General features: G+C 50.3%; 13 protein-coding genes. 6 read left to right on the top strand and 7 right to left on the bottom strand.

Features of this window, described 5'->3' with window-relative positions; genetic code table 11:
• Positions 1-15: 15 nt before the first annotated feature.
• The 4 genes from pstA to IPG80_RS02805 form a co-directional block, all read right to left on the bottom strand.
• Complete coding sequence (gene pstA, locus IPG80_RS02820) at positions 16-1,254, bottom strand: phosphate ABC transporter permease PstA (protein ID WP_345102459.1); 1,239 nt, start codon at positions 1,252-1,254, stop codon at positions 16-18.
• Positions 1,251-1,670 carry an ABC transporter permease subunit gene (locus tag IPG80_RS02815; protein ID WP_345102457.1) on the bottom strand — a complete coding sequence of 140 codons (420 nt, stop codon included), beginning with the start codon at positions 1,668-1,670 and terminating at the stop codon, positions 1,251-1,253. Before IPG80_RS02815 ends, pstA begins: the two co-directional genes overlap by 4 nt.
• Before the next feature lie 245 nt (positions 1,671-1,915).
• Complete coding sequence (locus tag IPG80_RS02810; protein WP_345102455.1) at positions 1,916-2,206, bottom strand: hypothetical protein; 291 nt, start codon at positions 2,204-2,206, stop codon at positions 1,916-1,918.
• A 100-nt stretch (positions 2,207-2,306) separates the two neighbouring features.
• Positions 2,307-3,362, bottom strand: coding sequence for a PstS family phosphate ABC transporter substrate-binding protein (locus tag IPG80_RS02805; protein WP_345102453.1), 1,056 nt, complete (start codon positions 3,360-3,362; stop codon positions 2,307-2,309).
• Positions 3,363-3,501: 139 nt separating this feature from the next.
• Here IPG80_RS02805 and IPG80_RS02800 point away from each other — a divergent pair, with 139 nt between their 5' ends.
• Positions 3,502-4,512 carry a type I phosphomannose isomerase catalytic subunit gene (locus IPG80_RS02800; protein WP_345102451.1) on the top strand — a complete coding sequence of 337 codons (1,011 nt, stop codon included), beginning with the start codon at positions 3,502-3,504 and terminating at the stop codon, positions 4,510-4,512.
• Between the two features lie 86 nt (positions 4,513-4,598).
• On the opposite strand, the gene surE is transcribed toward IPG80_RS02800, so the two are convergent.
• A complete protein-coding gene (surE, locus tag IPG80_RS02795; RefSeq protein WP_345102449.1) occupies positions 4,599-5,372 on the bottom strand; it encodes a 5'/3'-nucleotidase SurE in 774 nt (257 codons plus the stop codon).
• A gap of 164 nt (positions 5,373-5,536) precedes the next feature.
• Positions 5,537-6,244 carry a PHP domain-containing protein gene (locus IPG80_RS02790; protein WP_345102447.1) on the bottom strand — a complete coding sequence of 236 codons (708 nt, stop codon included), beginning with the start codon at positions 6,242-6,244 and terminating at the stop codon, positions 5,537-5,539.
• Between the two features lie 246 nt (positions 6,245-6,490).
• On the opposite strand from IPG80_RS02790, the gene IPG80_RS02785 reads away from it, so the two are divergent.
• Positions 6,491-6,658 carry a hypothetical protein gene (locus tag IPG80_RS02785; RefSeq protein WP_345102445.1) on the top strand — a complete coding sequence of 56 codons (168 nt, stop codon included), beginning with the start codon at positions 6,491-6,493 and terminating at the stop codon, positions 6,656-6,658.
• Positions 6,659-6,684: 26 nt separating this feature from the next.
• On the opposite strand, the gene IPG80_RS02780 is transcribed toward IPG80_RS02785, so the two are convergent.
• Entirely contained in the window at positions 6,685-7,659 is a 975-nt protein-coding gene (locus IPG80_RS02780) for a hypothetical protein (RefSeq protein WP_345102443.1), read from the bottom strand.
• Positions 7,660-7,868: 209 nt separating this feature from the next.
• Between IPG80_RS02780 and IPG80_RS02775 the strand changes: the two genes are divergently transcribed.
• The 4 genes from IPG80_RS02775 to ppk1 all read left to right on the top strand — a co-directional run bounded on the left by IPG80_RS02775 (position 7,869) and on the right by ppk1 (position 12,912).
• On the top strand, positions 7,869-9,377 hold the full coding sequence (locus IPG80_RS02775) for a Ppx/GppA phosphatase family protein (RefSeq protein ID WP_345102441.1): 1,509 nt from the start codon (positions 7,869-7,871) through the stop codon (positions 9,375-9,377).
• 2 nt (positions 9,378-9,379) lie between these two features.
• Complete coding sequence (locus IPG80_RS02770) at positions 9,380-10,228, top strand: CHAD domain-containing protein (protein WP_345102439.1); 849 nt, start codon at positions 9,380-9,382, stop codon at positions 10,226-10,228.
• Positions 10,225-10,725, top strand: coding sequence for a phosphohistidine phosphatase SixA (gene sixA, locus IPG80_RS02765; RefSeq protein ID WP_345102437.1), 501 nt, complete (start codon positions 10,225-10,227; stop codon positions 10,723-10,725). Before IPG80_RS02770 ends, sixA begins: the two co-directional genes overlap by 4 nt.
• Before the next feature lie 99 nt (positions 10,726-10,824).
• Positions 10,825-12,912 (top strand): polyphosphate kinase 1, encoded by a 2,088-nt coding sequence (gene ppk1 / locus IPG80_RS02760; RefSeq protein WP_345102435.1) that lies wholly within the window; start codon positions 10,825-10,827, stop codon positions 12,910-12,912.
• Positions 12,913-12,938: the final 26 nt, after the last annotated feature.

Here is a 12,938-nt window from a genome sequence, read left to right as displayed (position 1 = left end):
TCTATCGTCTGACTTCTAGTATTTTCTCTGGTAGCGGTTGCGCAGCATAATTGCACTGGCGTTCAATGTGAGCAATAAAACCAACAGCATAATAATGGCGCTCGCAGCAATGGCATGAAATTCAGATTGGGCACGGGTTGTCCACTGGTAGATCTGAATGGGCAGGGCGGTGAATTTTGAGAAAGGACCATCTGGATCAATGCTGATGAAGGTGGAAGCGCCAACAACGATGAGTGGAGCAGTTTCACCGAGTGCCCGAGAGATGGCAAGGATGCTGCCTGTGAGGATGCCCGGGAGTGCATTCGGCAGAACGTGATGCCAGATCGTTTGCCAGCGCGTCGCACCGACACCGTATGCGGCTTGCCGAAGTGAGTCGGGGACAGCTTTGATGGCTTCCTGCGCGTTGATGATAATGAGCGGCAGGACGAGGATGCCCATCGTCAAGCCAGCGGAAAGCACGGTGCGTCCGTTCGAGTCGGTCACACCGAACATGCTGCCACTGGTGAAAGCCTCAAGTGTACGGACGAAGACCGCCAAACCTAACATGCCATACACGATACTGGGGACGCCTGCGAGGTTATTGATATTGGTTTGAATGATGTTGGTGAACCAGCCTTTGGGGGCGTACTCTTGTAAATAGATGGCTGCGCCTGTGCCGATGGGTAGAGCGAAGAGGATGGCAAGCCCGACCATCCATAACGAGCCAAGGATGGCGGTGCGGACACCGGCGAACTCCGCTTTAGAGGACATGGGCGTGACAAGGAATTGCGGTGTGAGCCATGAACGGAATTCGAGAATGGCGTCGGGATATTTTTCGGTAACTTCGGCGCGGATCGCGTCTCCACGCAGGAGTGAGTCGGTCATGCTCCAAGTGTTTTTGGTATCAATGCGTACAAGACGTTCGAGGAAGAGGTTGAGTAAGTCCGCTTGCGAACGTTCTTGCATGGGTTGTTCATTTTCCAGTTTGTTATATGCACCTGAAGAAAGATTTTCTTTTAGGATGACGAGTAGTTCGTCTTTCGTCAGTTCATTCACCGGCGTGGAAGTGAATTCCGCCGGATCATCTTTGTATTCATACGCGATGTAGCCAAAGGCTCCGTCCACGACGTTGTAGAGCAGGGCGGTGAGAGCGATGATGGCGATCAGTAAAGCCGAAAGGAAAAGAATCTGCCAAATAGTGGCGACCCGATACCGGCTGCGTAAAGAGGCGTTGAAATCTGCCCCTTCGGGGAAGTGGTCATGTCTCTGATTCATTCGTAGCGCTCCCTGAAACGATTGACGATGTATTGGCTGATGAGGTTCAGTACGAGGGTCACGAGGAAGAGCATCAACGCGATGGCGAAGAGGCTGGTGTAGTCGATGGAGTTGTACGAAAGGTCGCCGCCGCTGATGCGGGCGATGTGTCCAGTCATCGTTTCAGCGGCTTCGAGCGGATTAAAGGAGAAGTTAGGTCCGGCGCCGGATGCGACCGCGACGATCATCGTCTCACCAACAGCGCGGGAGATACCGAGGATGAGTGCGGCGCCAATGCCAGAGAGGGCGGCAGGCAGAACGACTTGCATACTGCTTTCAAATTTAGTGGCACCCATGGCATAGGCGCCTTCACGCAGAGAACGCGGCACGGCGCTGAGCGCATCTTCGCTCATGGAGGAGATCAGCGGCAGGATCATATGCCCATGACCAAGCCCGCCGAAAGCATGTTGTAGACTTGAATGTTGTCGCCGAAGATTTTTTGCAAAATGGGTGTGACGAACAACAAAGCAAAGTAACCATACACGACAGTCGGGATACCTGCCAGAATTTCAAAACAGGTTTGAGAATACCGCGTGCTTTTGGGGAGGCGTATTCGCTCAAATAGATGGCGGCTGCCAGCCCAAGCGGAAGTGAGATGGCAACATGGCGATCAGGCTTGTCATCAGGGTGGCAGAGATGAGTGCCCAGATTCCATATTGACCGATGCCCGGCTGCCATTTGGTCTTGCCGAAGAACTTGGCAAGGTCACATCGGGATTTGTGAAGAAAAGCAACACGGCTTCCTTGCCTAATTCGTATACGATGGCGACGGTGGCCAAAATAGATAAAATCCCCTGCAAAGAACAAAAGTATTCCTTGGATAATAGTTTCGCTAATTCGGATTTTCTTTTGAGGTCAAATTGCCGAAAACTTTGAGTTTCTGTGGCTTTTATATTCAGGACTTCTTCTTTCATACATTTTCTCTCTGTGCTATGGTGGGTTCGTTGCTACCCTTTTACAGCAGAAATGGGCTGGTCCCATTTTCAGAGACCAGCCCTTTTGTATTCAATTCAATTACTTGGTCGTCGCGGCTTCCCAGGCAGCCATGGAGGCTTCGAGGTCAGCGGCAGGAGCGGGGAAGTAACCTACATCGATGACGTTGTCATTGACATTGGAGAGGTAGAAGTAGATGAAAGCGGCAACTTGGGGCTTTTCCTGCATGATCGCAGCATCAGAGTAGATGAAGAGCGGGCGGGCAAGCGGGTAAGTGCCGTTGTCCACATCTTCCTGATTGGGCTCCACACCTTCGATGTTGAGGGCTTTCAAAGCGCCCTGGTTCTCGACGAAGTAAGCGTAACCGAAGTAACCAATAGCGTAGGGGCTGCCTTCAACACCCTGAACGAGGACGTTGTCATCTTCAGAGAACTGAGCGCCTTCGAGACCGAGGACAGCTTCTTCACCAAGTTTGGTGTCAGCCTTGCCTTCGGCATTGAGGGTCAAAGGAGCAACGACAGCTTCAACGAAGTAGTCGAATGTGCCGGAGTCAGCGCCGGGGGAGTAGATGAGGATGGCTTCAGCGGGGAAGGAGGCATCGACCTGATCCCAAGTCTTGAACTCTCCGGTGTAGATCTTGCCAAGCTGTTCCTTGGTGAGGTTGGTAACGAAATCATTGCTGGAGCTTACGACCACAGCGAGAGCATCGGTGCCCACGCGGAATTCAACGGGGGTGCGACCAATGGCGGCACAAGCTTCAACTTCGCTGTCCTTGATCTTGCGGGAAGCGTTGGAGATATCGGACTCTCCAGCGGTGCAGAAGCGTTCGAAACCAGCGCCAGAGCCGATGCTGTCAACGGTGACGTTGCCAGTAAAGCCTTCGTTCTGGAATTCTTCAGCCATGCGCTCGGAGAGCGGGAAGACGGTGGAGGAACCGGCGGTGACTACATCACCTTCAACGGCATCTGGGGCATACATTGCCATCGGGTCTTCCACAACAGCTTCAGTGGGAGCCTCGGTGGCGACTTCGGTTGCAACTTCAGTAGCGGGGGCTTCAGTTGCCGGGGCGCCACAGGCGGCGAGCACGAGGCTCAACGCAACCAAGACGAAAATGAACGTACGAAAAGTTTTGGACATTTCTCTTTTTCTCCTATATTTTTGACTACGCTCGGATGTTATCAATCTGCGCTTAAGGTCAATGGAAGGACAAGTTAACATCTTGTTAAGATCACCTGGTCAATGGTCCACCGTTCATTAATTTTGTTACAATCAAGATATGAACAAAACTCCCTTCTCACTGGCACCCGAATATCGTGACTATGTTTGGGGTGGAGCGAGACTCCGCCCGGAGGTCGTTCCCACCGCTGAGGCATGGATCATCTTTGCAGGCAACCGCATCACTTCCGGACCGTATGCCGGGCGTGCCCTCTCAGACCTTTCCCTTGAATTTGGCGTAGACCTGCTTGGCACAAAAGCCGTCGCGCAGACGGGCAATCGATTTCCCGTGTTGGTGAAGATATTGGATTGTGCCCAGTGGCTCTCATTACAAGTTCACCCGAATGATGAGCAGGCACAAAAGCTGGAAGGGGAAGGCTTGTTCGGCAAGACCGAAGCTTGGCATGTGCTTGAAGCCAAACTCAATGCTGAATTGGTGGCAGGCATTAAGCCGAATGTTTCTGCCGAGCAGTTGACAGCAGCCATTCAAAGCAAAAGCGAATCTATTTTGGAGTTGGTGGAAAAAGTAAAAGTGACGGCGGGGGACACTTTGTTCATGCATCCGGGCACCGTCCATGCACTGGGACCGGGCATGTTGATCTACGAAATTCAACAGACATCCGATATCACCTATCGCGTTTATGATTGGGGACGCCCCGAAACCGAAACGCGCAAATTGCATATTGATAAAGCCGTGGCAGTCTCCAACCCCAATGCCGCGTCGTTACCGGTCAAGCCGCCGCAGATGGAAGATGGCGAAGTCACCACGCTCACACAATGTCAGTATTTTCAGTTGGATGAAATTCGAGTGGAGAAGAAAACCGTCCGCTTGGAGACGAGGGGCGAATCCTTTCACGGGGTGACCGTGATCGAGGGGCAAGTCCAGGTATCGGCGGAGGGTGAGGCGTTCGTCCTCAATAAATTTGAGACGCTGTTGATCCCCGCATGTTGTGGTGCATATCAAATCACAGCCGTTACAGAAGAGTCGAGTTCTAAAAGCCAGTGTATAACCCCGAAGGGGTGTAATGATTATAGAACTAGGTTAATCCGAAGCAAAATCCCGAAGGGATGATATAGATACAAATCTATGCCACCCCTTTGGGGTTGGTTTTTAAGATCTGCGAAAGCTAGAATCATTTGACCCCTTCGGGGTCGTTTTTATTTCCATTCCCAGGTGCTGACATCTGAGAGGGCGCGATACGCGGTAAGGTCAAGTTGCAGTGGGCTGATGGAGATGTAGCCCTCTGCCAATGCGCCGACATCGGTGCCAGATTCGGGTACACCAGTGGGGGCGTCGCCGCCGATCCAATAATATGGGCGGTTGCGCGGGTCAATCCGTTCGTCAAGACGGCTGTGATATACGCGCAGCCCCTGACGGGTGACTCGGAAACCTTTGATCTCTTCTTTACCTAAAGCAGGAATATTGACGTTGAGCAGGGTGTCTTGAGGTAACCCATGCGATAGCACATTTTCTGCGGCAATGCGGGCGGCATATGCCGAGGCGGAAAAATCCAGCGGGCCGATGTGAGCTTCTGAGACTTCAAGCGAGACAGCCACACCAGGAATACCGGTGATAACGGCTTCCATGGCAGCAGTGACAGTACCAGAGTAGGTTACGTCGTGACCGAGGTTCGCGCCTACGTTAATGCCAGAGACGACCAGGTCAAATTTTTCTTTGAAGTAGCCGAGCAATGCAAGCGAGACACAGTCACTGGGGGCGCCATCACTGGCGAAGGCTTGAGAGCCATCTTCAAGACGGAATTCACGCACACGCAGGGCGCGGTCTAAGGTTTTAACGTGACCGCCGCCTGACCAGTTTCGATCGGGGGCGAGGATGGTCACATCGCCGAGGTTTCGCATTTCTTTCGAGAGGGCGAGCAAGCCGGGGGCGAGCACGCCATCGTCGTTGGTAACTAGGATTCGTTTGGTCATAATGTATGCTTCCTTCGAAATGTTGTTTTCATAATTGTATATGGAAAAGATAATACTGCGATCGGCGCAAAGAGGGCGAATAGCGCGAAAAAACGCGTCATCCGCCTAATTTACGCCATTGTACCTGCAGGGTAAACTCGCGTTAAGGCTCTTTGGTTTGAAGGTTATACGCGTACTGTCGTCAGGCGGGCAAAGGTGCTTTCAATATATCTGAAACCCCAACTACTGACCACGCGAATTGCGCTCCATTCGTTCAGCTTGCGAACGCGCGTGGTTCGTTCGTGTAAGGCTTGAAGCAGATCAGCGGCGGTGCTTCCGGGGAATTCTGTAGCGCCAAACCCGATCGTGTCGATGACGTGCGCATCGCTGTTGCCGGTGTGCGCAATGTTCAATCCTTTGGCAAAGATGTTAGTCGCATGATTACTAATACGGTCAATGGCGGTGCCGTTATAGGTTTCGATTCCGAGCAGGGTTCGGGCTGCCAGGGGATGTTTCAATGCTTTCAAGATGGACGCAGGGGTTAGGCTTTTCATGCCCATTCCGCCTGCCATGGGGTGTGCGGCAATGGCAACCCCGCCTTGATCCTGTATACGCAGCAGGGTTTCGATGAGCGAAAGACCGGGCTTGATTTTTTCGTGAATGAAGAGCGCGAGCAAATCGCCTTCTGCGGTGGTGATCTCACTTCCGGGGATAACTTCCACGCCGTAGTGTGAGGCGAGCTTGACCGCTTCCAGCGCGCCTGCGATCTCATCGTGGTCGGTGATGGCGATGACGTTCAAGCCGATCTCATGTGCGCGGCGCAAAACAGCAGGAACGGTGGCGGTGCCATCGTAGCTGTAGATCGTGTGTAAGTGTAAATCTGCAAGTCCCATTGAATTCTCCAATTTATATCCAGTTAGACCGCGTTAGGCGCGGAAAGTTTCATGAAAAGAATGATGGGTGACAATCCCGCTGGGATGGGTTTGCCCAGATGCCAGTAATTTTCGTGACTGTCACCGCATTCATGCTGATAGTGTATCTGGAGGCTGTTAAGGGAGTTTGAAATATTTGTGCAGATTTTGTTAACGATTCCACCCGCCGGGTGAGGGCGGGTGGCAAAGGAAGGAGGAGAAGAAGTTATGAAAAAGAACTACGCGCGGCTTTGGTTCTGCAAAAACTCGCGGCGTTTGCGAGAGGCGTCTATGGTGAAGACGGTCAGCAGGGATATAAATAAAAACAAAGCGAAGATCGTTTCCATGCTTGTATATTACAACGAACACATTGTGATGGACTTAAGAACCAGTTAACAACTGGTAAACGGTTATGAAAGGTTTTACGAACCTTCTGGTAAAGTCTGTTGGCGGCGTGCTTTTCCGAAAGCTTGGTTGAGATTCACTTCAGGGGTATGTAACATGCGTTGGCAGAGATGTGCGATCTGTGCCGCTGAAGTGCCGCTATTTTGGATGGGCATTAACCGTTTCAATTCGGCTACATTCAATCTGGTATGCACTTCTTTGCCCAATGCTACTGCCACAAAGGTGGAGGTGGATTGCTGGGTGATGACCACTGCCGAATTTGCCATCATGTGAGATACATTCCCATGTGTGAAAACAGTTGCATCAGGCGCTTCTTTGGCAATCTCGCGTATTGCCCTGGGGGCGTTTTCCAATGGATGCAGTTTGAAGATCAATTTTTTATCAGCGGCGATCTCGACACAGCGTTTAATGAAGGCAGAACGATTATCTGGGCGGAAAGTTTCACGCAAGGGGGAGGTGGCAACCAACACATGCCCATGCATCGGGAATTCATTATTCTTGAAGTCAGCCATATTATCGAAATTGGGAATACCTGTTACGGCGATCTTTTCAGGTTTCACACCCTTGCGAATGAAATGCTCGGCATATCCCTCTGATGCAACGCAGAACAGATCATACGCGTTGGATAAGCCATTGGCAGCCGTATTTGCGAAATATCGTGGAAGCCCCAGCCAGCGGACAAACTGATACACCACACCTTCAGGCTCTGTGATCCCTTCTTGAACCAGAATGATGCGTTTATTGCGAATATTTTTTGGGATGATCAGATCACTGCAAGTAAAGACCAGATCGTACTCGTGTTTATCGCCTCTCATATCTACCTTGAGTTTTTTTTGCTGAAGATAAGCATCTGTTTCCCGCCGGTGCCTTCCACCCAGGACAGTGAAATCTAACAGTCCCAATCGCGCAAACATATCTTCAATTCCATCGGCATAGTAGGGAGTGAAATAGCAATCATATACATCCATCAAATGCTGTGCAATCTGGTGCATTTGTGTAGTTTGATTGAGTGATCCACAGATAAATAATATTTTTTTCATATTTAGTTGCTCCAGTGATAGAGCGAGTGTAGCAAAAAGCAATTAAGAGGCTGAAAACGAGAAGTTAAGGTGCGCTTAATACCCCTGTTTCTTTACTTGTTGTTAACAGCCAGAGCATGAGTGCCTTGTGAACTCACTGTATAATTAAGTATAGGTACCTCATGCAAACTCTTGCCGCAATTGATGTCGGCTCAAATGCCATGCGTTTGGTTGTTGGGCGTTTGAGTTATGAAGACAAATTGGAAACGGTCGAAAACCTGCGCCTGCCTGTTCGTTTGGGGCAGGATGCTTTTTCTTTAAAACAAATACAGGAGGGTACAGCGCAGCTTGCTCTCGATGCCTTTATTCGTTTTCGAAAAGTGGCGGATGATTACGGCGTGGAACGCATTCGTGCGGTGGCAACCAGTGCCATGCGCGAGGCGGGCAACAGCGACATCCTGTGCAATCGTATTGCGCGCGCAACCGGTATTAAAGTAGAGATCATTAGTGGGGAAGAGGAGGCGCGTTTAATCCATCTGGCGGTCTCCAGTGTGGTTCCACTCAAAAATAAACACACTATGCTGGTCGATATTGGTGGAGGCAGCGTCGAAGTGACCCTTTCACAGGGAAACAATATCCTTTCCACTGAAAGTTACAACATGGGCACGGTGCGTCTTTTGGCAAAGTTAAGCCAGAAGCCAGCCAAACTTCCATTTGATGAATTGGTGCGCGAATATGCCGAAGCTGCCCGGCGGCGCATTGAACGCGAGATCAAACACAAAAAAATAGATGTGTGTATCGGTACCGGCGGAAACATCGAAGAAATGGGGGCTCTGCGTAAAAAACTTTTTAAACGCGAAAGTGATTCAGCCATTACGTTTGAAGAGTTGGAAAAACTTTCCAAGATATTGAGCAAGATGCCGGTTGAGGAGCGGATGCGAAAGCTTAAACTCAAGCCCGACCGCGCCGATGTCATCCTGCCTGCGATCATCGTACTGAAAACGATCGCCAAAGAAGCTCGTGTCAATGAGATCAAGATCCCGGGTGTGGGCTTGAAAGATGGTTTGCTGCTTGATCTTGCCCAAAGCTTGAGCAAGGCTCCGCGCACTTCGCGAAACGAACAGGTATGGATGTCTGCGATGCGGCTTGGAGAAAAGTATCAATTCGATGGTGAGCATGCGATTCTGATTGCCTTCCTTGCCGGAAAATTATTCGACCAGACTCTCTCCCTGCACAACCTTGAAGCAGAGGATAAGCTGCTATTGGAAGTTGCCGCGTTATTGCATGATATCGGTCACTTCATTAATACGGTTGATCATAACCAGCATACCTACTACATTCTAAAAGCCAATCTCTTGATCGGTCTGACAAACCGTGAACAAAACATTGTTGCCAATGTTGCGCGTTACCATCGCAAATCCATGCCGACCGTGCAGGACGAAAACTTCCGCTCCTTGTCAACGAAAGACCGTTCCATGGTCATCAAACTTTCTGTCCTGCTGCGCCTTGCCGATGCCATGGACGTCAGCCATACGCGCCGTGTAAAAAGCGTGACCCTTCGGCAGGTCAAAAACAAATGGCTATTAAAAATAGAAGGCGGAAGCGGCTCGAGCCTTGAAACCTGGGCGCTTGAAAAACGCTGCTCTTTGTTTCAAGAAGTGTTCGGCATGAAACTGGAAATTGAGGAATGACCATGAACGCCAAAATCGTTTTAGTAGACTCACTTGATACGCGCTGGAAAAGATTTCATTTGGAATTAAAGAATTGCCGCAAGAACTTTTCAGAAGAGGCAGTTCATGACCTGCGTGTGGCAACGCGACGCTTGTTGGCGCTCTTCGACCTGCTGCGCTCTATTATTCCTCATAAACGCATCCAAAAGATTCGCCGCGAACTCAAAGACCATCTCGACGATCTGGATGAACTGCGCGATATTCAGGTTCTACTGGCAGATGTATCTGAATTCATTAATGATGTCCCTGAGTTGGCAGCGGCTCAAGAACGCTGGCTGCATGAAGAGAAAAGACTTATGCGCTCCACGCGTAAACACGTGAAAGCGCACGATATAAAAAACCTTTCGAAGCGTATCGAGAAAACTCGTGAAATGATTCAAAACCTGCCGGAGGAAAATCTCGTAGAACAGAGCCTTGCTGCGGTGGATGAAGCCTACGCGCGCGTTCTGCAGCCTTACAACTTTTTGGATTCAGAGAATATCCCTGGCATTCATAAACTTCGTATTGCATTTAAAAAATTCCGCTATTCCATCGAGATCATCCACCCCTTATTAGTTGAATTCCCGAAAACAAACTTTGAGAGGTTGCACGACTATCAATCACGAATGGGTGATATTCAAGATATGGAAGTTGCCCGCCAGAAATTGACCGAACTAGACCCCGCCTCACAACCCGGATTTACAGCGGCTTCCAATCATTATGATTCGCGCCTTCGCGCGGCCGTCTTAAACTTTTTTGAAGATAAAGGAGAAGCGCTGATCTTCTGGCGTCTTTCCCCTGATCAATCCTTTCCTTGGGAGAATAAATCATGAACCTATACCTTATCCGCCATGCCATTGCCGAAGAAGAGTCGTCTTCGGGTGAAGACAGTCAGCGCGCGCTGACAGATAAAGGCGCGAAGAAGATGCGTCAGGTTGCCAAAGGGTTAAAGATACTCGGAATTGAATTCGACTTCATCCTTTCCAGCCCTTACCTTCGCGCCTATCAAACTGCTGAAATCCTTGGCGACGTTTTTAAGATGAAGAAGAAAGTTGTGCAAAGCGAGAATCTAACACCCATGGGCGATCCCGACCTGTTGCTCGCCGAGATCAATGAGAAATATTCAGTGAACAGCCTCGCCATCGTTGGGCATGAGCCATACCTTTCCACTCTGGTTAGCCTGTTGGTAGCTGGGGGTGCCCCCGTAGAAATGACCTTCAAAAAAGGCGGCATCTGCCATCTTTCAACCGACGATCTTCATCACACACATAAAGCCACACTTGAATGGCTGCTTACCCCGGGCGTCATGGTCGAAATTGCGGAAAGATAATAGAATACAATGACTTCCGACCAACCATCAGAGGTGACCGATCCAATGACGCTATCGTCAATGGACAATCACCCATTGACGACACCCGAGGCGCCACGTATGACCGAAATTGACCTAACATCTCCTTCTCTTTATATCAACCGTGAGCTCAGTCTGTTGGAATTCCAACGCCGCGTGCTGGAAGAAGCTCGCGACGAGGAAAACCCCCTGCTCGAGAGGTTGAAGTTTCTCGCCATCTTTGGCTCAAACATGGATGAGTTCTTCATGGTGCGCGTCTCGGGTATTCGCAAACAGGTGGAAGCCAACATTGCCAAGTTGTCGGAAGATGGACTGACCCCGCGCGAGGAACTGGCTGTTATTCGTAAAAATGCTCAAGACCTGATGCAGGATGCCCAGCAATGTTTTCACCGCAAACTTCAGCCCAAACTGGAAAAAGAAGGCATCCATATTCTCGATTACTCCAAATTGAGTAAATCTCAAAAGGAACGCGCCGACAAATACTTCAACGATGTCATCTACCCGGTGCTGACCCCGCTCGCACTGGACCCGGGACATCCCTTCCCGCATATTTCCAATCTCAGCCTGAACCTTGCCATTGTCATCCGTGATAAAAAAGGGAATGAGAAGTTCGCGCGTCTCAAAGTGCCGGATACCTTGCCGCGTCTTATTCCGATCAAACGCTCTTCGGGCAGTGTCCGTAAAGACGGTACGATCCCCTTCCATCATTATTTTGTATGGCTTGAGCAATTGATCGCTGTCAACCTCACCGGACTGTTCCCCGGTTTGGAAGTCGTCTCTGCTCATCCTTTCCGCATCGTACGTGATGCCGATATCGAGATCCAGGAACTCGAAGCCGATGACCTGCTTGAAAGCATGCAGCAAAGCATTCGAAAGCGCAAGTTCGGGTCTGTGGTGCAGGTAGCGATCTATCCCTCCATGCCCAACGAGATCCGTGACTTGTTGGTGGATAACCTTGAAGTTTCTCAGAACGATGTTTACATTATGAACCATCCGCTTGGGCTGGCGAACTTATGGCAGCTCTATGGCAGTGTTGAACGCTTTGAATTGAAATACCCGCCTTATATCCAACGTATCCCGAAGTCTCTGCGGAATATGGATACCACCGAGAACATGTTCGATATCATCCGTGCAGGGAATATTCTCCTGCATCATCCCTATGAGACATTTTCCCCGGTCATAGATTTCCTCACAGCCGCCGCCCGCGACCCGAACGTCCTCGCCATTAAACAGACGGTCTATCGCGTAGGCTCGAATGCGCCGGTGGTCGAAGCCCTGCTCGAAGCCGCCGAACGCGGCAAGCAGGTTGCCGTATTGATGGAGTTGAAAGCTCGCTTTGATGAAGAATCCAATATTGGTTGGGCGCGCGCATTGGAAGATGCAGGCGTGCATGTGGTCTATGGGTTGGTTGGACTGAAGACCCATTGCAAAGTCGCAATGGTCGTCCGCAAGGAAGGGGAGGGCATTCGCCGTTACCTGCACCTTGCTACCGGGAATTACAACGCAGTCACATCCCGTTTTTATGAAGACTTGGGCATGTTTACCTGTGACGAAGACATGGGTGCTGACGCCACCGACCTCTTTAACTATCTGACCGGTTATTCCACCAAAAAGAGTTACAAAAAATTGCTGGTTGCTCCGGTCAATCTGCGCGAACAGATCGAAAAGCTCATTCGCCGTGAGATCGAACATGCCAAAGCCGGGAATAAAGCCCGTATCATTTTCAAAATGAACTCATTGGTGGATATGGAAATGATCCAGTTGCTCTACCAAGCCTCACAGGCGGGTGTCAAAGTGGATCTGCTCGTGCGTGGCATGTGTTGTCTGCGCCCGGGCATAAAGGATGTGAGTGAGAATATCCGCGTTACCAGCATCGTCGGGCGGTATCTTGAACATAGCCGTGTTTATTATTTCCAGAATAACGGCAGCGATGAAGTCTATATGGGCAGCGCCGACCTGATGCCGCGCAACCTTAACCATCGTGTGGAGGTTGTTTTCCCTGTGGAGAATAAAGCACAGGTCAAGTTCCTGCGCGAGAAAATTCTCGAGAACTATCTCAAAGACAATACCCGTGCCCGCATCCTCGAGTCAGATGGGACATACAAACGCCCGAAACCTGCCAATGAGGAAAAAGGTTTCGACGTACAAGCCCACTTAATGGGTGAGTAGAAAAAATAATAACCTGTTGTTAACAC

It is taken from the genome of Candidatus Villigracilis vicinus, assembly GCF_016702885.1.
GTDB classification, from domain to species: Bacteria; Chloroflexota; Anaerolineae; order Anaerolineales; family Villigracilaceae; genus Villigracilis; species Villigracilis vicinus.
The sequence above is the reverse complement of the archived record's forward strand: the minus strand, read 5'-3'. Positions and strand labels throughout refer to the sequence as shown.

What these genes read in the sequence shown, in the direction of transcription:
- pstA (WP_345102459.1), bottom strand. Translation starts at nt 1,254, where the DNA reads ATGAATCAGAGACATGACCACTTCCCCGAAGGGGCAGATTTCAACGCC.
- IPG80_RS02815 (WP_345102457.1), bottom strand. Translation starts at nt 1,670, where the DNA reads ATGATCCTGCCGCTGATCTCCTCCATGAGCGAAGATGCGCTCAGCGCC.
- IPG80_RS02810 (WP_345102455.1), bottom strand. Translation starts at nt 2,206, where the DNA reads ATGAAAGAAGAAGTCCTGAATATAAAAGCCACAGAAACTCAAAGTTTT.
- IPG80_RS02805 (WP_345102453.1), bottom strand. Translation starts at nt 3,362, where the DNA reads ATGTCCAAAACTTTTCGTACGTTCATTTTCGTCTTGGTTGCGTTGAGC.
- IPG80_RS02800 (WP_345102451.1), top strand. Translation starts at nt 3,502, where the DNA reads ATGAACAAAACTCCCTTCTCACTGGCACCCGAATATCGTGACTATGTT.
- surE (WP_345102449.1), bottom strand. Translation starts at nt 5,372, where the DNA reads ATGACCAAACGAATCCTAGTTACCAACGACGATGGCGTGCTCGCCCCC.
- IPG80_RS02790 (WP_345102447.1), bottom strand. Translation starts at nt 6,244, where the DNA reads ATGGGACTTGCAGATTTACACTTACACACGATCTACAGCTACGATGGC.
- IPG80_RS02785 (WP_345102445.1), top strand. Translation starts at nt 6,491, where the DNA reads ATGAAAAAGAACTACGCGCGGCTTTGGTTCTGCAAAAACTCGCGGCGT.
- IPG80_RS02780 (WP_345102443.1), bottom strand. Translation starts at nt 7,659, where the DNA reads ATGCACCAGATTGCACAGCATTTGATGGATGTATATGATTGCTATTTC.
- IPG80_RS02775 (WP_345102441.1), top strand. Translation starts at nt 7,869, where the DNA reads ATGCAAACTCTTGCCGCAATTGATGTCGGCTCAAATGCCATGCGTTTG.
- IPG80_RS02770 (WP_345102439.1), top strand. Translation starts at nt 9,380, where the DNA reads ATGAACGCCAAAATCGTTTTAGTAGACTCACTTGATACGCGCTGGAAA.
- sixA (WP_345102437.1), top strand. Translation starts at nt 10,225, where the DNA reads ATGAACCTATACCTTATCCGCCATGCCATTGCCGAAGAAGAGTCGTCT.
- ppk1 (WP_345102435.1), top strand. Translation starts at nt 10,825, where the DNA reads ATGACCGAAATTGACCTAACATCTCCTTCTCTTTATATCAACCGTGAG.